Genomic DNA, 18,014 nt, shown 5'->3' on the forward strand with positions numbered 1-18,014 from the left:
ACAACTCTGTTTCGATTTTTTTGGCTGATATGTAATTTTTTTAATCTAAGAAATAAATAAAAAACATTTTGCTGAAAACATGCATAACGCTGGTTTTTAATAAAGAAAACTGATAATATAATGCAGAAAGACATAAATTTAGGAGAATTCAATCATGGCAACTATTGGTATGAATGACTTGAAAACTGGTTTAACAATTTTGTATAACCAATCAATCTGGCGCGTTTTGGAATTCCAACACGTTAAGCCAGGTAAGGGTGCAGCTTTTGTACGTTCAAAGTTGAAGAACCTACGTACAAACGCAGTGAATGAAGTAACTTTCCGTCCTGGTGATAAGTTTGAAACTGCAAATATTGATCAAACTGAAATGCAATACTTGTATGCAGATGGTGATCAACATGTGTTCATGGATAATGCAACATATGAGCAAATTTCTATTCCAGCAGATAAAATTGCAGATTCGCTAAAGTTTTTGCTAGAAAATATGAACGTTAAGCTTACAACTTACAATGGTGAAATCTTAGACGTTGAGTTGCCTAAGACGGTTGAGCTTACTGTTAAGGAGACACAACCAGGTATTAAGGGCGCAACTGCTAACGGTGGTGGTAAGCCAGCAACAATGGAAACAGGCTTGGTTATCATCGTGCCTGATTTCATCAACGAAGGTGATAAGTTAGTTGTTAACACTGATAATGGTGGATCATACACTTCACGTGCCTAGTTTTTACTAGCGAAGTTAGATATAATAACTATATCAATTGAGAAAGCGCCGACCGGCAGCCGGCCGGCGCTTTCAAGTATTTTAGGAGGTTAGTTCCGTATGGCAGAGGAGACAATCGTATTAACACACTCAAGTGATGTTTCTGGTGAAACACTAGTTAGTATGCGCGTGTTAGAGATTATCGCAGGTTTAGCGGCACAAGAAGTTGAAGGTGTTTCTCGTTTGACGGGATCACTATCTGAACGTGCACAGGAGGCGTTTGGACGACGTGTACATGGTAAAGGTGTTGCGTTACAACAAGAAGCCGAGGGCTTAATTGTAGATGTCTACGTATACCTTGATTACGGTGTGAGTGTACCGAAAGTATCACATGCAATTCAACAACGAGTAACCTCACAAGTTGCCGCAATGACAGAGTTACAAGTTAAACTTGTTAATGTACATGTTCAAGGCGTTGTTTCACAAAAAACAACGAGTTCTGTCGATGTTAACAATTTGTTTGGTGAAGAATCAGACACGGAAGGAACCAAATAATGACCGCACTAAATCGTCATCAAACTCGTCAAGCAGCCTTTCAATCACTTTTTGGTTTAGCTTTAAATCCAACGGCTGATGTTGACGCTACCATTACACAGGTTTTGGTAGGGGATCCAGAAATTGCTTGGGAAGATGACATACCAGCAGATTTAAAATCTGTGGTTTTGGGAGTCGTTGCTCATCAAGACGAATTGGATCTTATGATTACAGACCATTTATCAGCCGGATGGACGTTAGAACGTTTAAACACGACTGACTTGGTCTTGATGCGTTTGGCTTTGTATGAAGCAAAGTTTACGGACGTACCAGCAAAGATTGCTGTTAATGAAGCCTTACAGTTAGCGCATGATTTTACGGATGACAAATCGCGTAAGTTTATTAATGGTATTCTAAACAAATCCTTGACTTTAAATTAGTCTAGTGTATAATTAAATTTTGTTAGGAAATAAAGTAATGGCATACCCGCTATTCACCTAGTTAAGTTTACTTATCAGGTTAATCATTTTATCGTAAAGATGATAGATGGCGGGTTGTCGTGTGTAACGGCAAGCCGCTTTTACTTTATCACAAGTTTTTTCGGAGGTAAGGATCATAGCAAACGCACGCCAACCACAACAACATAAAGATTTAATCAATGATCGCATTCGTGCTCGTGAAGTTCGTCTGATTACTGATGACGGTGACCAAGGTGTCATGTCTAAGGCAGACGCACAACGTCTAGCTGACAATGCAGATTTGGATTTGGTATTGGTGCAAGCCAACGCTAAACCACCAGTAGCTAAGATTATGAACTACGGTAAGTTCAAATTTCAAGCACAGAAAAAGCAACGTGAACAACGAAAGAATCAAAAAGTTGTCAATGTTAAAGAAATTCGTCTTAGCCCAACTATTGATGTTAATGACTTTAATACTAAGAAGAACAATGCAATTAAGTTCTTGAACAAAGGTAATAAAGTTAAGGTATCAATTCGTTTCCGCGGACGTGCTATTACGCACAAGGAAATTGGGCGTGAAGTAATGAATCGTATGGCAATGGATCTTGAAGAAATCGCAAAGGTGGAATCAAGAACTAAGATGGAAGGGCGCAGCATGTTTATGGTGCTTGCACCCAAAGAAACTAAGTAATTAAACCAGTTTGGAGGACATATTAATGCCTAAGTATAAGACACACCGCGCTTCAGCAAAGCGTTTCAAGAAAACTGCTAATGGTGGGTTGAAGTCAGCTAACGCCTATACGTCACACCGTTTCCACGGTAAGACTAAGAAGCAACGTCGTCAATTGCGTGGAACTTCAATGATGAACCACACAACTTTGAAGACATATACGCAATTGTTGAGCCGTTAATTATTACTATTAATAATTAAGACTGGTTCCGAATAAAAAATTAGAAATTACTGGAGGAAATACCCATGCGAGTTAAGGGTGGTAACGTTACGCGTTCACGTCGTAAGAAGATGATTAAATTGGCCAAGGGTTACCGTGGTCAACGTCATATCAACTATAAAGTTGCTAAGCAACAAGTTTGGAAGTCATGGTTCTATGCATTCCGTGATCGTAAGCAAACAAAGCGCAACTTCCGTAAGTTGTGGATTGCACGTATCAATGCTGGTGCACGTATGAACGGTTTGTCATACTCACGTTTCATGAACGGTTTGTCATTGATGGGTTCAACTTTGAACCGTAAGATGTTAGCAGAATTAGCTGTTTCAGATTTCGAAGCATTCTCAGCTTTGGTTGAATCAGCAAAGAAGGCTTTGGCAGATAACGGTCAAGTTGCTGCAGAAAAGTCAGCTGCTACTTTGGAAAAGGGTGTTACTGTTAACGCTGCTGCATCAAAGACTGTATCAGAAGCTGCTGTTGCAAAGCCAACTGAAAAGAATACTGTTGCTGAAATCAAAGCATACTTGTCAGAAAATGGCATTGAATTTGCTTCTTCAGCAAAGAAGGCTGACTTGTTAGCATTGGTTTAATGCTTAGTAAGTAATAAAACGCTGTGATGTTAATCATAGCGTTTTTAGTTTGCCAAAATTTGTGGTAACAAGCAAATCAAGTAGCCAATGGTGATGGCTGGTACAAAGGCGAGAGCTTGTTTGTGAGTGAATAAATGATAAGTCAATTGACAGGCACATGCAATGGTACAGATAAACCAAAATTGTTGAAAATTAACATATAAACTTAATACTGCCAATATATCTAAATCACCATTACCAATAAAATGCTCCTGATTAAGTGTATTAATGATTAAACAGAGACAATAGATTGAAAATGTTAGCCAAATAGATGAACGGTAAAACAAGGCGGCAATTAGTAAGGGAAAGCTTAACCATAGACTGTTGATAGATTGTTCTTTAAAATCTTGGTAAGAGAGCAAACACATTATCATTAATAATAAAAAATCAAGAAGCATAAATTTACGATCCTTTTTGTTTGATTATTAAGAAAGACGCAATAAAGGGCTGTTTTGGTAAAAATGAAACGCCCGGAATTGTTTGCAAACTAAAAGCCTATCTAGCAACGTTTTTTATAGGATAAAAAGGTTGCATAAGTACCAGTATGGTGTTATATTATTAATTGTGCTTTTAGTTAGTAGGGTGTTTGCGGTTACGCGACGTGCTGAACTCGTAAACGAAAAGTACCAAATAGAGTTTCGTTTCTAGATGTATTGTTAATAAATGACACGCCTGGAAATGTGGACTTATCACTATAAAAAATAAAAAAATTGAAAGGGGACTCTTCGAAATGCCTACAATTAACCAATTGGTTCGTAAGCCTCGTAAGTCACAGAGCTCAACGTCAAAGTCACCTGCTTTGAACTATACTTATAACTCACAACACAAGAAGTCAACTCGTGTTGCTTCTCCACAAAAGCGTGGTGTTGCTACCCGTGTTGGTACAATGACACCTAAGAAGCCTAATTCAGCTTTGCGTAAGTACGCCCGTGTACGTTTGTCAAATCTAATTGAGGTTACTGCATATATTCCAGGTATCGGACACAACCTTCAAGAACACTCAGTTGTTTTGATCCGTGGTGGTCGTGTTAAGGATTTGCCCGGAGTTCGTTACCACATCGTTCGTGGTGCACTAGATACTGCTGGTGTTGATGGTCGTATGCAATCACGTTCTAAGTATGGTGCAAAGCGCCCTAAGAACAAGAAAAAATAATCAGGGAGGACTAAATAATGCCACGTAAGAGTTACACTAAGCAGGCTGAAGTTCTGCCAGATCCAATTTACAATTCAAAGCTTGTCTCACGTTTGATCAACCGTTTGATGGTTGATGGTAAGCGTGGAACTGCTTCAACTATTTTATATGATGCTTTTGATCGTGTTAAGGAAGCTACTGGTAATGAACCACTAGCAGTCTTTGAAGAAGCATTAAACAATATTATGCCCGTATTGGAAGTTAAGGCTCGCCGTATCGGTGGTTCTAACTACCAAGTTCCTGTCGAAGTTCGTCCAGAGCGTCGTGTGACATTGGGATTGCGCTGGTTGGTGCAATACTCACGTGCCCGCGGTGAGCATACTATGGAAGAGCGTTTGGCTAAGGAAATTATGGATGCTGCTAACAATACTGGTGCATCTGTTAAGAAGCGCGAAGATACGCACCGTATGGCTGAAGCCAACCGTGCCTTCGCACACTACCGTTGGTAATATTCCAATTTTGTGGCTGCAGTCAATTGACAGTAGCCACTTTTGGTGTATTTACGGTATAATAGTATAAGATAACCAAACGTTTAACGGAAATTAAGTTTAAACGTTAAGAAACTCAAGGAGAATTTACTCATGGCTAACAAGCGTGAATATCCTTTGCTACGTACGCGTAACATCGGAATCATGGCGCACATCGACGCTGGTAAGACAACGACGACAGAGCGTATTTTGTATTATACTGGTAAGATTCACAAGATTGGTGAAACACACGATGGTGCTTCACAAATGGACTTTATGGATCAAGAAAAGGAACGTGGAATCACGATCCAATCTGCCGCAACAACTGCTGTTTGGCACGGTTTCTATGAACAATATAAGAATGATCCATACCGTGTTAACATCATTGACACACCAGGTCACGTGGACTTTACTATCGAAGTTGAACGTTCATTGCGTGTTCTTGATGGTGCCGTAGCCGTTCTTGATGGTGCTGCCGGTGTTGAGCCACAAACTGAAACAGTTTGGCATCAAGCTGAGGCTTATCAAGTACCACGTCTTGTATTCGTTAACAAGATGGACAAGTTGGGTGCTGATTTTGGTATGTCAGTTGATTCATTGAAGGATCGTTTGGATGCCAATGCCAAGGCTATTCAATGGCCAATTGGTGCCGAAGACAACTTCACTGGTGTCATCGACTTGATCGAAAAGAAAGCTTTGTTCCCAACGACTGAACTTGGTGAGAAGTGGGAAGCGGGCGAAATCCCTGCTGATTACACTGACTTAGTAGAAGAAAAGTACAATGAATTGGTTGAAGCCATTGCTGATGTTGATGACGATATCATGGAAAAGTACTTAGAAGGTGAAGAAATCACTAAAGCTGAGTTGAAGGCAGCTATTCGTCGTGCAACACTTTCACTACAATTCTACCCAGTACTTGCAGGTTCAGCCTACAAGGATAAGGGTATCCAAATGATGGTGGATGCTGTTGTTGACTACTTGCCATCTCCATTGGATGTTAAGCCATATACTGCTAACGATCCTGAAACTGGTGAAGAAGTCGACTTGGTTGCTAACGATGAAGATCCATTTGCTGCCTTGGCATTCAAGGTTATGACTGATCCATTCGTTGGTCGTTTGACATTCTTGCGTGTATATACTGGATCATTGGAATCAGGTTCATACATCACGAACACGTCAAAGGATAAGCGTGAGCGTGTTGGACGTTTGCTACAAATGCATGCGACTGACCGTAAAGAAATCCCTGAAGTATTCTCAGGTGATATCGCTGCTGCCATTGGTTTGAAGGACACAACTACTGGAGATTCTTTGACTTCACCAGATCGTAAGTTGATCTTGGAGTCAATGGAATTCCCAGACCCAGTTATTCAATTAGCTGTTGAGCCTAAGACTAAGGCTGACCAAGCTAAGATGACAGTTGCTTTGCAAAAGCTTGCTGAAGAAGACCCATCATTCCGTGCAGAGACTAACCAAGAAACTGGTGATACTTTGATTTCTGGAATGGGTGAGCTTCACTTGGATATCATTGTTGATCGTATGAAGCGTGAGTTCCACGTTGATGTTACTGTTGGTGCACCACAAGTTGCTTACCGTGAGGCATTTACTAAGACGGTTCAAGCTCGTGGATTCTTCAAGCGTCAATCAGGTGGTAAAGGTCAATATGGTGATGTTATGATCGAGTTCGCACCAAACGAAGAAGGTGCAGGATTCGAATTCGAAGATGCTATCGTTGGTGGTGTTGTTCCTCGTGAGTACATCCCTTCAGTTGAAGCTGGTTTGAAGGATTCATTAAACAATGGTCCTTTGGCTGGATTCCCATTGGTTGATTTGAAGGCTAAGTTGTATGATGGTTCATACCACGATGTCGACTCATCTGAAGCTGCCTTTAAGATTGCAGCTTCATTAGCTTTGCGTGAAGCTGCTAAGACTGCTGGTGCCGTTATTTTGGAACCAGTTATGAAGGTTGATATTGTTGTTCCTGAGGAAAACTTGGGTGATGCAATGGGTCACGTTTCAGCTCGTCGTGGTTTGCTTGAAGGTCAAGAGCAACGTGGTAAGCAAGTATTGATTCATGGTAAGGTGCCACTAGCAGAAATGTTTGGTTATGCTACTACTTTGCGTTCAGCTACACAAGGTCGTGGAACATTCCAAATGGCATTTGATCACTATGAAGCAGTTCCTAAGAACGTGCAAGAAGAGATTATTGCTAAGTATGGTGAGTCAGCCGACTAAGCTTAATTTTAATTAAATAAATATGAAGAGAGACTGGACATGAAAAATGGACCAGTCTCTTTTTGTGTAACAGGCATTAATGATAATCTAGAAACTTTTATACTGTAAGATGTTTTTTCTTATTTAACTCATATCTTTCATTGTCGACTATTTTTTGATAAGTTTGTATAATTAAGGTTATGTGAAGAAAGGTGGTACTAGTTGTGGCTCAACCCATTATTGAATTTAAAAATGTTGCCAAGCAATATGATGATAATATCGTTTTGAAGTCAGTCGATTTAGAAATAGAGGCTGGTGAATTTTATACTTTATTAGGGCCGTCAGGGTCTGGTAAAACAACAATCTTACGACTCATTGCTGGCTTTTTAGAAGCAACTTCTGGTGATATTCTATTTGAAGGGCAACGTATCAATGATTTACCACCTGAGAAGCGACGGGTGAATACTGTTTTTCAAAATTATGCACTATTCCCTAATATGAACGTCTTTGATAATGTCGCCTTTGGTATGTCTATTAAGGGTAAGAAAAAAAGTGATATTAAGGCTAAAGTTGCTGAAATGCTGACACTAGTGAAGTTGAAGGGTTATGAAGACCGTGAAATTTCAGAGTTGTCTGGTGGACAACAGCAACGTGTAGCGATTGCTCGAGCATTAGCAAATGATCCAGAAGTCTTGTTGTTGGATGAGCCTTTGTCTGCCTTAGATTATAAATTACGTAAAGATATGCAATATGAACTACGTGAAATACAAAAACGGTTAGGGATTACGTTTATTTTTGTGACCCATGATCAAGAGGAAGCCTTAGCAATGTCGGATTGGATATTTGTGACGAATGAAGGTGAAATTGTGCAAAACGGTACACCAGTGGATATTTACGATGCACCAATTAACCATTTTGTGGCAGATTTTATTGGTGAATCAAATATTTTATCGGGTGTGATGCGACAGGATTATCTAGTATCTTTTGCTGGTAAAGAATTTGAAAATGTTGATGGTGGTATGCGTCCAAATGAACTTGTAGAAGTTGTCTTACGACCGGAAGACTTAGATTTGGTATCGGTCGATGACGGGAAGCTGGTGGTGACCATTGATTATCAATCATTCCGTGGTGATTATTATGAGATTACTGCGCATGATGACGATCAAAATGAATGGAAAATTCAAGCAACTAATCCAGCGGTGATTGGTGAAAGACGTGGCTTATTCTTTGATCCTGAAGACATTCATATTATGCGCTTAGATGAGTCTGAGGAAGATTTTGATGCTCGTATGGAGGAATATGAGGACTCAGAGGAGGACGTTTAGCATGAATCGTAATCGCACATTTAGTTATACAATACCTTACTACTTGTGGTTAGGGTTGTTTGTTATTGCACCAGTGGTTCTATTAGTTATTCAATCATTTGGTAATCTATCAGGGCATTTTACACTAAAAAATTATGCAGCTTATTTTAGCTCAGGTACTTATTTACGCATGACTTTTAATTCAGTCTTTTTTGCGTTTATTGTGACAGGGATAACTTTATTAATTAGTTATCCGATGGCTTATATCATGAGTCGATTAAAGCACGCCCAATTTTGGCTACTGTTAGTGATTTTGCCAACATGGGTGAATTTATTATTGAAGGCGTACGCATTTATTGGCCTATTTTCTAAGACCGGGACAGTTAACAATTTTTTGACATTAATTGGGGTGGGTCCACATCAGTTAATGTTTACTAACTTGTCATTTTTGATTGTGGCTGCATATATAGAAATTCCCTTTATGATAATGCCTATTTTTAATTCGCTGATTGAACTTGATAAAAGTTATATTAATGCGGCACGTGATCTTGGGGCAACGTCATGGCAAACCCTGACCAAAGTAATTTTTCCAATGTCAATGGGGGGTGTGAAGGCCGGTATCCAGGCAGTATTCATTCCAACATTATCATTATTCATGATTACCCGCTTGATTGGTGGTAATCGTGTCATTACATTGGGGACAGCGATTGAAGAGCATTTCTTGGTCACGCAAAATTGGGGAATGGGTTCAACTATCGGAGTTATTTTAATCGTGGCAATGGGTCTGACGATGTTCCTAACTAGGGATCGCAAAAAGAAGGGAGCAAGACATGGCAAATAAGTCGAAAAAATGGTCTAATATCTACTTAATTTTTGTATTTATTTTGATGTATGCACCAATCTTTTATTTAATTTTTTATTCATTCAATAAGGGTGATTTTATGGCCGATTTTTCAGGATTTTCATGGCGTCACTATATTGATATGTTTGCTGATACACGTTTGATGCAGATATTGGTCAATACATTTATTGTGGCGTTGTTATCTGCTTTAATCGCAACCTTGGTCGGCCTTTTTGGTGCATTAGGGATTTATAATACAAAACAACAAAACACTAAAAACGTTCTATTATCGTTAAATAATATTTTGATGGTGTCACCCGATGTTATTATCGGTGCTAGCTTTTTAATTTTCTTTACCATGGTTGGTTTGAAATTAGGATTTGGTTCAGTGGTTCTAGCACATATTGCCTTTTCAATTCCCATCGTTGTTTTGATGGTTTTACCAAAACTAAACGAGATGAATCCGGCGCTAGTTGATGCAGCGCGTGACTTGGGAGCAAATAATTATCAGGTCTTATCACGGGTTATTTTACCGTATGCTTGGCCAGGAATTTTATCGGGCTTCTTTATGGCTATTACATATTCTCTAGATGATTTTGCGGTGACTTTTTTTGTCACGGGGAATGGTTTTTCAACCCTTTCTGTTGAAATCTATTCACGTGCTCGACAAGGAATTGATTTATCAGTTAACGCTCTGTCAGCTTTGATGTTCTTATTGTCATTAATTTTAGTAGTTATCTATTATTTTATTTCTAACTATAGTTCAAAGGGAAGTAAGAAAAAGCGTGGTGCAAGAATGGTGGTGCATCGGTAATGAAAAAAATTATTTGGTTAACAGGAATTATTTTAACGGCTGTTTGTGTACTATTCGGTATTAATTTAGCTTTTCAACATGCTGAAGATACTGATACGAGTGCTAAAAGTTCAGGTAACCGAACACTAACGATATACAATTGGGGAGACTACATTGATCCAACATTGTTAAAAGAATTTCAAAAAGAAACTGGCTATAAAGTTGATTATGAAACATTTGATTCTAATGAAGCGATGTATACAAAAATCAAACAAGGTGGTACGCATTATGATTTGGCAGTTCCCTCAGATTATATGATTCAAAAAATGAAAGCAGCTAATCTGTTAGTACCATTAGATCATAGTAAATTAACCGGGTTAGCTAATTATGATAAACAATTTATGAACCAATCTTTTGACCCCAATAATAAGTATTCAATACCTTATTTTTGGGGAACATTAGGAATTGTTTATAATGATAAATATGTTAAGCCTGGCGAAATAACAACTTGGCATGATTTATGGCAACCTAAGTACAAAAAAAATATTATGCTAATTGACTCGTCTCGTGACATCATGGGGATGGCACTGGCTTCAAGTGGTCAGTCAGTAAATACAAAAAGTATTCCTGAGTTAGCAGCTGCAAAAGGGAAATTGGATACGCTGATGCCTAATGTGAAGGCCATTGTTGCCGATGAAATTAAAACCTATATGGCCCAGGATGAAGCGGCAATAGCAGTTGATTATTCTGGTGATGCGTCTGAAATGATTGCGGAAAATAAACATTTACATTATATTGTGCCTAGTGGTGGTGGTAATTTATGGTTTGATAATATTGTTATGCCTAAGACTGTTACTAATAAACGTGCAGCGTATGCTTTCCTTAATTTCATGAGTGAACCTAAGCATGCGGCACAAAATGCTGAATATGTTGGTTATGCCACACCAAATAAGCAGGCTGTTAACTTACTACCGAAATCGGTTAAGAATAATAAGGCATGGTATCCACCCAAAAGCACCTTATCACAATTAGAGGTTTACCAAGATTTGGGGCCAACATGGGTTGGTAACTACAATGATTATTTCTTAGAATTTAAGATGACAAATCGTTGATTTCGGTTATTATTTTATCTTTTGGCTAAGTAATTGATTATACAATGGTTCGTATAGTGTATGCTTTATAGTTAATAAAGAATGGGAGTTAACAAAATGAAGAAGGGTCGGTCAGAAATGATTGTAGCTGGTATGGTGACTATTGTTGTTCTAGCTGCCATTGGGGTTGCATTCTTATCATCGCATGCTAGTAAGCAACCAACTACACAATCAAATCATACTTTGTCAAAAAAAGAGTTAAATAAACGCTCTTTGCCACAACTTTCAAATACTGTTCATAAAAATGAGGCGGTTGTTGAAATTAAAACAACGGCAGGGACTATGAAAGTCAAACTGTTTAAGAAATATGCACCATTGGCAGTTAAAAATTTTGTGAAACATGCACAACAGGGTTATTACAATAATACGACTTTCCATCGTGTGATTAATGATTTCATGGTACAAGGTGGTGACCCAACTGGTACGGGAAGTGGTGGGTCATCAATTTGGAAGGACAAGAATTCAAAAATTGATTCTGGATCAGGGTTTAAAAATGAAATTTCTGCTTCCTTGTATAACATTAGAGGCGCTTTATCAATGGCTAATGCAGGTGCTGACACTAATGGCTCGCAATTTTTTATCAATCAGAACCATGAAGATGCATCTGCTCAGATAAAGAAAAGTGATTATCCTGATAAAATCGTTAAGGCGTATGCTAAGGGAGGTAATCCTTCGCTTGATGGTAACTATACGGTATTTGGCCAAGTTATTGATGGGATGGATGTTGTCGATAAAATTGCTGATGCTGAAGTTAAAGACAATGCGGACGGTTCTGAAAAATCATTACCTGTGGATCCAGTTAAGGTCTTAAGTACGGTGGTTACAACTAAATAAGCATAGTAAGAAAAAAGATTTCATTTTTTATAACGAATTTATGTTACAAATTTTGTGAGTCTATAATTAATATATGCTAAATAAAACAGGGTTGAGACAGCTATTATGTCTTGAAGTGCCCCATAATTGTTAGACACAAAAATCTAACGATTATGGGGTATTTTTCATGACTAAATATTCAACTGATTTTAAAATTAATGCCGTGCAACGTTACTGTAAGGGAAACATCTCGTTAAATGCGCTCGCAGCAGAATTAAAATTGTCAGACGAGAATTTACTTAGAGGATGGGTAAATCTTGCTAAGGAACAAGGCCTTGAAGCATTAGCAGTTAAACATCATAGAAGGCGTTATGATCTAGACTTCAAGCTGAAAGTGGTAGAATACTATCAAACTCATGCTGTGGGAGTTAGTAAAGTTGCCGCTATTTTTAACATCTCAGCTTCACAAGTTTATAGCTGGGATAGAGCTTTTAAGCTAGGTGGGTTAGCTGCATTAATTCCTCGTCAAAAAGGAAGGCCTAGCTTAATGAAAAAGAAACCAGTAAAGTCTACACATCAGTCAGCACTTTCACTAAGTGAAAAACAAGCCTATGAAGAAGAAATATTACGTTTAAAAGAACAATTATTTCGAACAGAAATGGAACGAGATATATTAAAAAAATTACCACCCCGGTCGGATCTCTCTCAAACAAAGCCAAAACACTAGCAGTTGATTCTGTCCGGGGAGACCGTAAGAATAGATGCACAGTTAATGACCTACTAACATTTTTTGATTTGAAACATGCGACTTATTATGATGAGAAAAAACGATTATTAAAGACTAGTAAGTATCAACAGATTCAAAATATGATTCAAAACATTTTTCTGGCTAGTCACAAAACCTACGGTTATCGCCGTATTCATCGTCAACTTTTAAATCAAGGTGTTAAAATTTCTGCTAATACTGTCCTTAAATTGATGCATACATTAGGGATTAAAAATCATATATACCGTAGGCATACCAGTTCATATAGTTCATACAAGGGCAACATTGGTACTAAAGCACCTAATTTTCTGAAGCAAACGTTTAATGCCACCCAGCCTTATACGGTCATTCATACCGATGTGACCCAAGTGCGGTTAACTAATCAACATTGGGCCTATATTTCAGCAATGACAGATGAAGCAACCAAGGAAGTGTTGGCATTACAGGTTAGTGCGCACCCAGATAAGCAATTAATTATGAAAACGATAGACCAATTGTGCGCTAATTTACCAAGTGGTACAAAGTCGATTATTCATTCCGATCAAGGCTGGCATTATCAACAGAAAGATTATCAAGCCAAGTTAAAAGCTTTAGACTTTATTCCCAGTATGTCACGTAAGGGGAATTGTTTGGACAATGCCCCCATTGAAAGCTTTTTTAATCTGTTAAAACGGGAAAGTCTTAACCAACAACATATTAAAAATATTGCAGAATTAAGTGTTATTGTCGACAAATACGTCCATTGGTTTAACCATGAGCGTATTTCGTTGAAAACAAAAGGCCTGCCTCCGATTGCATATCGGGAACAGGTCTTAGGTAATTAAAATTTATTTAAATGTCTAACTTTTTTGTGGCACTTCATCTCAACCCTGTTTTTTATTTTAAATTAAATCAGTTGCTACTTAACAAAATCTTCTTGCTTAGAACCTGAATAAGCCATTGCCGTGTTGGTAACAATCAGTTGGAAATAATTGTCAAAGCCAGGTTGATTATAACTACGTAACAGACCAGCAAAGTCAGCAGGTGACCACTCAGAAACACTGATGGCGCCATCCTGATATTGTAGAGAATGAGCAATTGATGAAGTGCTTTCGACTAAATAGAACGTATCATTGGTATCTAAGTATAACAACTGTAGTTTGATATTTCGGTTAGCCCCCAAAGCTACTGTAGATGTTAGGAAAGGGTCGTCTAACCAACGTTTGCTTAAATGTCCATGTCGAAACTTGTGAATAGTTTCTAGTGTATTACCGATAATTTTCATAATTCCCCCTCTATCTTGACAATAATTAGAAATATAAAATTATTATAACCTAAATTTAATAAATGTGCATTTAGTTCTATTAATTATAGGTATAAAAAGTATCAGTAGATAACAAAAATACCAACCACATTGTGGTCGGTATTTATTTTTACTGCACGATTAAAATATCTACTTTAGAATTTTGAACAACAAAAGTCGCAACTGAACCGACAAGTAGTCGTTCCAGAGTGTTTAAGCCAGATTTACCCAACATAATTAAACCAGTGTTGTGGTCTTTAGGAAAATCACGAGCGATAACAGTTTTAGGTGATCCAAAACGAACGTGGATGTTAACTTCTTTAGCACCTTGCTGGCGTGCAATATCTGCATACTTTGATAACTTTTCTTCTGCATCTTGCACTAGTTGGTAAACAACATCACCAGAAATTGACATACCAGCTAATCCTGAAATTGAGTTAGTATCAATGACATACAACAAATCTAAAACAGTTTGGTTACGTACCGCAACAGCGGCTGCTTTTTCAACTATGGCCTCAGAAATCTTTGAACCGTCAATTGGTGCCAAAATATTCTTGTATGCAATTTTGTCCTCTGCCATGGCAGTCACCATCCTTATAAATTAATTATTAAATATATAAATTTCTTTATATGCTTATATTATATACCTTATAACAGGTTAATGTAAGCGCCATCTTAAAATTTGAGATGATAATAATACATGAATACGGTTTCTATAATTATAAAAATGTAAATTTGAATAAGAATGTTTGTTTTTATTCAATGGTGTGTTAGTATTATATCTATGCGATGAGTCGAGAGGATCTTAAATGATCTTTGATAAACGGCCCTCATTAACAGTCGTATTACTGGAGGGTGTAAAGCAAGTTGTGGAACTTGCTTTGCTACACATGACTACCTTTGGGTTTTCCTGATGGGTGTACGTTGACTGATGGGTAACCATCACGTGAGCTAGGACGCGTCAATCTTAGCAATGCCAAATGAAACACACTGTCTGAAAATGACGGTGTGTTTTTTTATGTAATTATTTATGTTTGGGTAACATGTATTTTAAAACTATGCTTGTTTAAGCTATTTTCTGTAAAATGGTATATAATAATGGGGAGTTGAATATATCTTTAACGGTACAAGGGGGGACGTATCAAATGGAAAAATTAATTCAAATTCGTGTCGAAGAAGAGGTGCGTAATGCAGCTGATGCTGTATTTAAAGAAAATGGGTTAACGACACAACAGGCAGTTAAAATGTTTTTGACCCAGGTGGCTCACAGTGGTGAATCACCATTTAATGACCTGTTTCGCGCAAAACATAAGTAATTATATTAATAGATTGTGATAAAGCTAGAAATGGATGCGTCCGTTTCTAGCTTTTGTTTTATGTTAACGGATAATACAAATTACAGGACATTTAGCCAAATATGGGTGTAATTTTGATATACTGGTGCTAAGAATAACTGGAGGATATACATGAAGACAGTTACTTTTAAAAATTTTTCTTTTTGGCAACGGATTATTATTAATACAGTGATGTTGTTGGCGATGGCGGGATTATTTAGAAATGGTCTCTACATTAGAAACATTTGGACGGCAATATTAGCTGCTGTTATCCTAGGAATTTTAAACGCCTTAGTAAAACCAGTATTACATGTACTGGCTTTACCATTTACGATTATATCGTTTGGCTTGTTCGGACTAGTCATCAATGGTGTTGTATTATGGCTAACTGCTTGGGTTGTTGGCGACGGCTTTAGATTTGCTAGTTTTGGCTGGGCAGTATTTATTGCTATTGTTATGTCCGTGGTCAATATGATAATTTCTAGTTACTTTAGTAAAGAAGATAAGCAATAATTAAGACAGGTAATAGAAAATGGCAAAAGAATTAACAGTAAAAGATTTATTGGATAATACTCGCCTGAAAATTGTGACGGGTGAAGAATACTTGGATCGCAAAATCACAACACCAGATATTTCAAGACCAGGTCTTGAAATGACAGGGTATTTTAACTATTATGCACCTGAGCGAATTCAATTGATGGGGATTACGGAGACTTCATTTTCTCAACGTATGAATCATTCAGAATTGTTACTGATTGCAAGAAAAATGATGCAGCCAAACACACCAACGTTTGTTGTATCAACCGGACGAGAGCTACCAGAAGAGTTTATGCAAGCGGCGCAGGAAAATCATATTCCGGTGCTTGCAACTGAATTAACATCATCAAAAATATTAGCCAACATGACTTACTTCTTAAGTGGTGGGTTAGCTGAACGTCAGTCAGTACATGGTGTGCTGGTTGATGTCTTTGGTCTTGGTGTGTTGATTACTGGTGATTCAGGTGTTGGAAAATCAGAAACCGCATTAGAATTAGTACAACGTGGTCATCGTTTAATCGCTGATGATCGTGTTGACGTGTATGCACAAGATGAAGAACGTTTGGTTGGGGAGCCACCAGCAATCTTACGTAACTTAATGGAATTACGTGGTGTTGGTATTATTGATGTCATGGACTTATTTGGTGCTGGTGCCGTACGCTCGCATGCTACGATCGCCTTTAATTTGCACCTTGCAAAGTGGCATGATGATCAAGAAGTGGATCGTCTAGGTAACGGTGAAGAAGTTATTAACATTCAAGGCGTGGGGTTACCACGTTACGTGCTACCTGTTCAAGCAGGCCGTAATTTAGCCGTTCTAATTGAGACTGCTGCAAAAAACTTCCGTGCTAAGCAAATGGGATTCGATGCGACTGAAACATTTAATAATAATCTTAATAATTTAATTGCTGAAAATTCAAATTAGGTGATTAATACTGTGATGTAGCGGTCTATTAATGATAAGATTGCCAAGTTATTAGAATATGGTATTATTATGATATTGTCGCTCATGCAATTAAAAGGAGGAATCTCGTGAGTAACGAAATTATTGCAGTTCTAGGTGCCGGCTCGTGGGGAACCGCACTGGCCAATGTTGCTGCTGAAAATGGGCATGACGTTCGTTTGTGGAGCCATCGAGCATCACAAGTGGCTGAAATCAATGAGACACATCTAAATACAAAATATTTAGGTGATAACCCATTAAATGAGGGGATTGTTGGTTTTTCAGATATGCAATCTGCTGTAGAGAATGCAGATATTGTGTTGAGCGTTGTGCCCACTAAGGCAACACGCGAAGTTGCCCAGCAACTAGTTACGGTCCTAGCGAATATAGACCATAGCGTTATTTTAATGGCTGCAACTAAGGGGCTAGAACCAGGCACATATAAGCGAGTATCAGAGATGCTTACTGAAGAAGTACCTGCTAAGTACCTAAAGGGACTGGGTGTGATTTCAGGGCCTTCTCATGCTGAAGGGGTCATCAAACACGATCCAACTTTGGTCTCAGCGGCTAGTAAAGACGTTGTCGCTGCTGAAAAAGTCCAAGCGGCATTTAGTAACCAAGTATTTCGTGTGTATACTAACACTGATGTAATCGGTGCCGAAATTGGTGGTGCGTTAAAGAACGTCATTGCTATCGGGGCTGGTGCCTTGGCAAGCCTGGGCTATGATGCAAACGCCAAAGCAGCCTTGTTTACCCGTGGTTTAGCTGAAATTAGTCGTTTAGGGCAAGCCTTTGGGGCTAATCCGATTACCTTTATGGGGTTGTCTGGTGTGGGGGATTTATTTGCCACGGCGACTTCAGTACATTCTCGAAACTTTCGAGCGGGTGTACAATTAGGTGAAGGTAAAAAACTATCAGATGTTATTGAAGATATGGGGATGGTTATTGAAGGGATTTCAACAACCAAGGTTGCGCATGAATTAGCACAAAAAAAACATATTGAAATGCCAATCACATCGGCAGTTTATCGTGTACTTTATGACAACGTAGATGTTAAAGAAGCGATTCAAACATTAATGGGACGTCCAGTCTCGCAAGAAGGGAAGTAAATT

Annotated in this window: 23 protein-coding genes and 1 pseudogene; 21 read left to right on the forward strand and 3 right to left on the reverse strand. The window is 38.3% G+C overall.

The genetic code is table 11. From position 1 onward, the window contains the following. Window positions 1-154 precede the first annotated feature (154 nt). The 7 genes and pseudogenes from efp (at window position 155) to FOL01_RS11460 (ending at window position 3,229) form a co-directional block, all read left to right on the forward strand. On the forward strand, window positions 155-721 hold the full coding sequence (gene efp / locus FOL01_RS02630) for an elongation factor P (RefSeq protein ID WP_075269181.1): 567 nt from the start codon (window positions 155-157) through the stop codon (window positions 719-721). Between the two features lie 99 nt (window positions 722-820). Next, a complete protein-coding gene (locus FOL01_RS02635; RefSeq protein ID WP_075269182.1) occupies window positions 821-1,255 on the forward strand; it encodes an Asp23/Gls24 family envelope stress response protein in 435 nt (144 codons plus the stop codon). Continuing rightward, window positions 1,255-1,674 (forward strand): transcription antitermination factor NusB, encoded by a 420-nt coding sequence (gene nusB, locus FOL01_RS02640; RefSeq protein WP_075269183.1) that lies wholly within the window; start codon window positions 1,255-1,257, stop codon window positions 1,672-1,674. The genes FOL01_RS02635 and nusB overlap by 1 nt, the downstream gene beginning before the upstream one ends. Window positions 1,675-1,849: 175 nt before the next feature. After that, complete coding sequence (infC, locus tag FOL01_RS02645) at window positions 1,850-2,383, forward strand: translation initiation factor IF-3 (protein ID WP_075269184.1); 534 nt, start codon at window positions 1,850-1,852, stop codon at window positions 2,381-2,383. 25 nt (window positions 2,384-2,408) lie between these two features. Beyond that, the gene (rpmI, locus tag FOL01_RS02650) at window positions 2,409-2,603 is read left to right on the forward strand and encodes a 50S ribosomal protein L35 (protein WP_075269185.1); all 195 of its coding nucleotides are present in this window, start codon (window positions 2,409-2,411) and stop codon (window positions 2,601-2,603) included. A 65-nt stretch (window positions 2,604-2,668) separates the two neighbouring features. Then, window positions 2,669-3,082 (forward strand): annotated as a pseudogene (gene rplT, locus FOL01_RS02655) (50S ribosomal protein L20); the annotation flags it as partial. Continuing rightward, window positions 3,059-3,229 (forward strand): HeH/LEM domain-containing protein, encoded by a 171-nt coding sequence (locus FOL01_RS11460; protein WP_257787100.1) that lies wholly within the window; start codon window positions 3,059-3,061, stop codon window positions 3,227-3,229. The pseudogene rplT and the gene FOL01_RS11460, both read left to right, overlap by 24 nt. Before the next feature lie 44 nt (window positions 3,230-3,273). On the opposite strand, the gene FOL01_RS11575 is transcribed toward FOL01_RS11460, so the two are convergent. Further along, window positions 3,274-3,666 (reverse strand): prepilin peptidase, encoded by a 393-nt coding sequence (locus FOL01_RS11575; protein ID WP_075269187.1) that lies wholly within the window; start codon window positions 3,664-3,666, stop codon window positions 3,274-3,276. 332 nt (window positions 3,667-3,998) lie between these two features. Here FOL01_RS11575 and rpsL point away from each other — a divergent pair, with 332 nt between their 5' ends. The 10 genes from rpsL to FOL01_RS02710 all read left to right on the forward strand — a co-directional run bounded on the left by rpsL (window position 3,999) and on the right by FOL01_RS02710 (window position 13,630). Further along, window positions 3,999-4,421 carry a 30S ribosomal protein S12 gene (gene rpsL / locus FOL01_RS02665; protein WP_075269188.1) on the forward strand — a complete coding sequence of 141 codons (423 nt, stop codon included), beginning with the start codon at window positions 3,999-4,001 and terminating at the stop codon, window positions 4,419-4,421. Window positions 4,422-4,438: 17 nt separating this feature from the next. After that, window positions 4,439-4,909, forward strand: a complete 471-nt coding sequence (rpsG, locus tag FOL01_RS02670) for a 30S ribosomal protein S7 (RefSeq protein ID WP_075269189.1) — start codon at window positions 4,439-4,441, stop codon at window positions 4,907-4,909. Between the two features lie 132 nt (window positions 4,910-5,041). Continuing rightward, the gene (gene fusA, locus FOL01_RS02675; RefSeq protein WP_075269191.1) at window positions 5,042-7,159 is read left to right on the forward strand and encodes an elongation factor G; all 2,118 of its coding nucleotides are present in this window, start codon (window positions 5,042-5,044) and stop codon (window positions 7,157-7,159) included. Between the two features lie 203 nt (window positions 7,160-7,362). Then, the gene (locus tag FOL01_RS02680; protein WP_075269193.1) at window positions 7,363-8,463 is read left to right on the forward strand and encodes an ABC transporter ATP-binding protein; all 1,101 of its coding nucleotides are present in this window, start codon (window positions 7,363-7,365) and stop codon (window positions 8,461-8,463) included. A 1-nt stretch (window position 8,464) separates the two neighbouring features. Next, window positions 8,465-9,283 carry an ABC transporter permease gene (locus FOL01_RS02685; protein WP_075269195.1) on the forward strand — a complete coding sequence of 273 codons (819 nt, stop codon included), beginning with the start codon at window positions 8,465-8,467 and terminating at the stop codon, window positions 9,281-9,283. After that, window positions 9,273-10,097 (forward strand): ABC transporter permease, encoded by an 825-nt coding sequence (locus FOL01_RS02690; protein WP_075269197.1) that lies wholly within the window; start codon window positions 9,273-9,275, stop codon window positions 10,095-10,097. The genes FOL01_RS02685 and FOL01_RS02690 overlap by 11 nt, the downstream gene beginning before the upstream one ends. Then, window positions 10,097-11,188: an ABC transporter substrate-binding protein gene (locus tag FOL01_RS02695; RefSeq protein ID WP_075269199.1), complete on the forward strand. Its 1,092-nt coding sequence runs from the start codon at window positions 10,097-10,099 to the stop codon at window positions 11,186-11,188. The genes FOL01_RS02690 and FOL01_RS02695 overlap by 1 nt, the downstream gene beginning before the upstream one ends. Window positions 11,189-11,284: 96 nt before the next feature. Then, a complete protein-coding gene (locus FOL01_RS02700) occupies window positions 11,285-12,061 on the forward strand; it encodes a peptidylprolyl isomerase (protein ID WP_075269202.1) in 777 nt (258 codons plus the stop codon). 166 nt (window positions 12,062-12,227) lie between these two features. Continuing rightward, window positions 12,228-12,767, forward strand: coding sequence for a helix-turn-helix domain-containing protein (locus FOL01_RS02705; protein ID WP_075269203.1), 540 nt, complete (start codon window positions 12,228-12,230; stop codon window positions 12,765-12,767). Next, window positions 12,722-13,630 carry an IS3 family transposase gene (locus tag FOL01_RS02710; RefSeq protein WP_237342652.1) on the forward strand — a complete coding sequence of 303 codons (909 nt, stop codon included), beginning with the start codon at window positions 12,722-12,724 and terminating at the stop codon, window positions 13,628-13,630. Before FOL01_RS02705 ends, FOL01_RS02710 begins: the two co-directional genes overlap by 46 nt. Window positions 13,631-13,704: 74 nt before the next feature. Here the strand turns inward: FOL01_RS02710 and FOL01_RS02715 are convergent, their stop codons facing one another. Then, window positions 13,705-14,070, reverse strand: coding sequence for a hypothetical protein (locus FOL01_RS02715; protein ID WP_075269207.1), 366 nt, complete (start codon window positions 14,068-14,070; stop codon window positions 13,705-13,707). A 148-nt stretch (window positions 14,071-14,218) separates the two neighbouring features. Continuing rightward, window positions 14,219-14,668, reverse strand: a complete 450-nt coding sequence (locus FOL01_RS02720; protein WP_075269208.1) for a universal stress protein — start codon at window positions 14,666-14,668, stop codon at window positions 14,219-14,221. A gap of 565 nt (window positions 14,669-15,233) precedes the next feature. Here FOL01_RS02720 and FOL01_RS02725 point away from each other — a divergent pair. The 4 genes from FOL01_RS02725 (at window position 15,234) to FOL01_RS02740 (ending at window position 18,011) form a co-directional block, all read left to right on the forward strand. Further along, a complete protein-coding gene (locus FOL01_RS02725; protein WP_075269209.1) occupies window positions 15,234-15,404 on the forward strand; it encodes a type II toxin-antitoxin system RelB/DinJ family antitoxin in 171 nt (56 codons plus the stop codon). Window positions 15,405-15,554: 150 nt separating this feature from the next. Next, window positions 15,555-15,935, forward strand: a complete 381-nt coding sequence (locus tag FOL01_RS02730) for a phage holin family protein (RefSeq protein WP_075269211.1) — start codon at window positions 15,555-15,557, stop codon at window positions 15,933-15,935. A gap of 19 nt (window positions 15,936-15,954) precedes the next feature. After that, complete coding sequence (hprK, locus tag FOL01_RS02735; protein ID WP_075269212.1) at window positions 15,955-16,884, forward strand: HPr(Ser) kinase/phosphatase; 930 nt, start codon at window positions 15,955-15,957, stop codon at window positions 16,882-16,884. Window positions 16,885-16,991: 107 nt separating this feature from the next. Beyond that, on the forward strand, window positions 16,992-18,011 hold the full coding sequence (locus tag FOL01_RS02740) for an NAD(P)H-dependent glycerol-3-phosphate dehydrogenase (protein WP_075269214.1): 1,020 nt from the start codon (window positions 16,992-16,994) through the stop codon (window positions 18,009-18,011). Window positions 18,012-18,014: the final 3 nt, after the last annotated feature.

Origin of the sequence: Weissella thailandensis (genome assembly GCF_001932615.1) — a bacterium.
GTDB lineage: Bacteria > Bacillota > Bacilli > Lactobacillales > Lactobacillaceae > Weissella > Weissella thailandensis.

Coding starts and splice junctions, on each gene's coding strand:
- rpmI (WP_075269185.1), top strand. CDS start 2,409: ATGCCTAAGTATAAGACACACCGCGCTTCAGCAAAGCGTTTCAAGAAA.
- FOL01_RS02700 (WP_075269202.1), top strand. CDS start 11,285: ATGAAGAAGGGTCGGTCAGAAATGATTGTAGCTGGTATGGTGACTATT.
- FOL01_RS02720 (WP_075269208.1), bottom strand. CDS start 14,668: ATGGCAGAGGACAAAATTGCATACAAGAATATTTTGGCACCAATTGAC.
- fusA (WP_075269191.1), top strand. CDS start 5,042: ATGGCTAACAAGCGTGAATATCCTTTGCTACGTACGCGTAACATCGGA.
- FOL01_RS02685 (WP_075269195.1), top strand. CDS start 8,465: ATGAATCGTAATCGCACATTTAGTTATACAATACCTTACTACTTGTGG.
- FOL01_RS02715 (WP_075269207.1), bottom strand. CDS start 14,070: ATGAAAATTATCGGTAATACACTAGAAACTATTCACAAGTTTCGACAT.
- FOL01_RS02635 (WP_075269182.1), top strand. CDS start 821: ATGGCAGAGGAGACAATCGTATTAACACACTCAAGTGATGTTTCTGGT.
- FOL01_RS02730 (WP_075269211.1), top strand. CDS start 15,555: ATGAAGACAGTTACTTTTAAAAATTTTTCTTTTTGGCAACGGATTATT.
- rpsG (WP_075269189.1), top strand. CDS start 4,439: ATGCCACGTAAGAGTTACACTAAGCAGGCTGAAGTTCTGCCAGATCCA.
- nusB (WP_075269183.1), top strand. CDS start 1,255: ATGACCGCACTAAATCGTCATCAAACTCGTCAAGCAGCCTTTCAATCA.
- FOL01_RS02690 (WP_075269197.1), top strand. CDS start 9,273: ATGGCAAATAAGTCGAAAAAATGGTCTAATATCTACTTAATTTTTGTA.
- FOL01_RS02705 (WP_075269203.1), top strand. CDS start 12,228: ATGACTAAATATTCAACTGATTTTAAAATTAATGCCGTGCAACGTTAC.
- FOL01_RS11575 (WP_075269187.1), bottom strand. CDS start 3,666: ATGCTTCTTGATTTTTTATTATTAATGATAATGTGTTTGCTCTCTTAC.
- hprK (WP_075269212.1), top strand. CDS start 15,955: ATGGCAAAAGAATTAACAGTAAAAGATTTATTGGATAATACTCGCCTG.
- efp (WP_075269181.1), top strand. CDS start 155: ATGGCAACTATTGGTATGAATGACTTGAAAACTGGTTTAACAATTTTG.
- FOL01_RS02725 (WP_075269209.1), top strand. CDS start 15,234: ATGGAAAAATTAATTCAAATTCGTGTCGAAGAAGAGGTGCGTAATGCA.
- rpsL (WP_075269188.1), top strand. CDS start 3,999: ATGCCTACAATTAACCAATTGGTTCGTAAGCCTCGTAAGTCACAGAGC.
- FOL01_RS02695 (WP_075269199.1), top strand. CDS start 10,097: ATGAAAAAAATTATTTGGTTAACAGGAATTATTTTAACGGCTGTTTGT.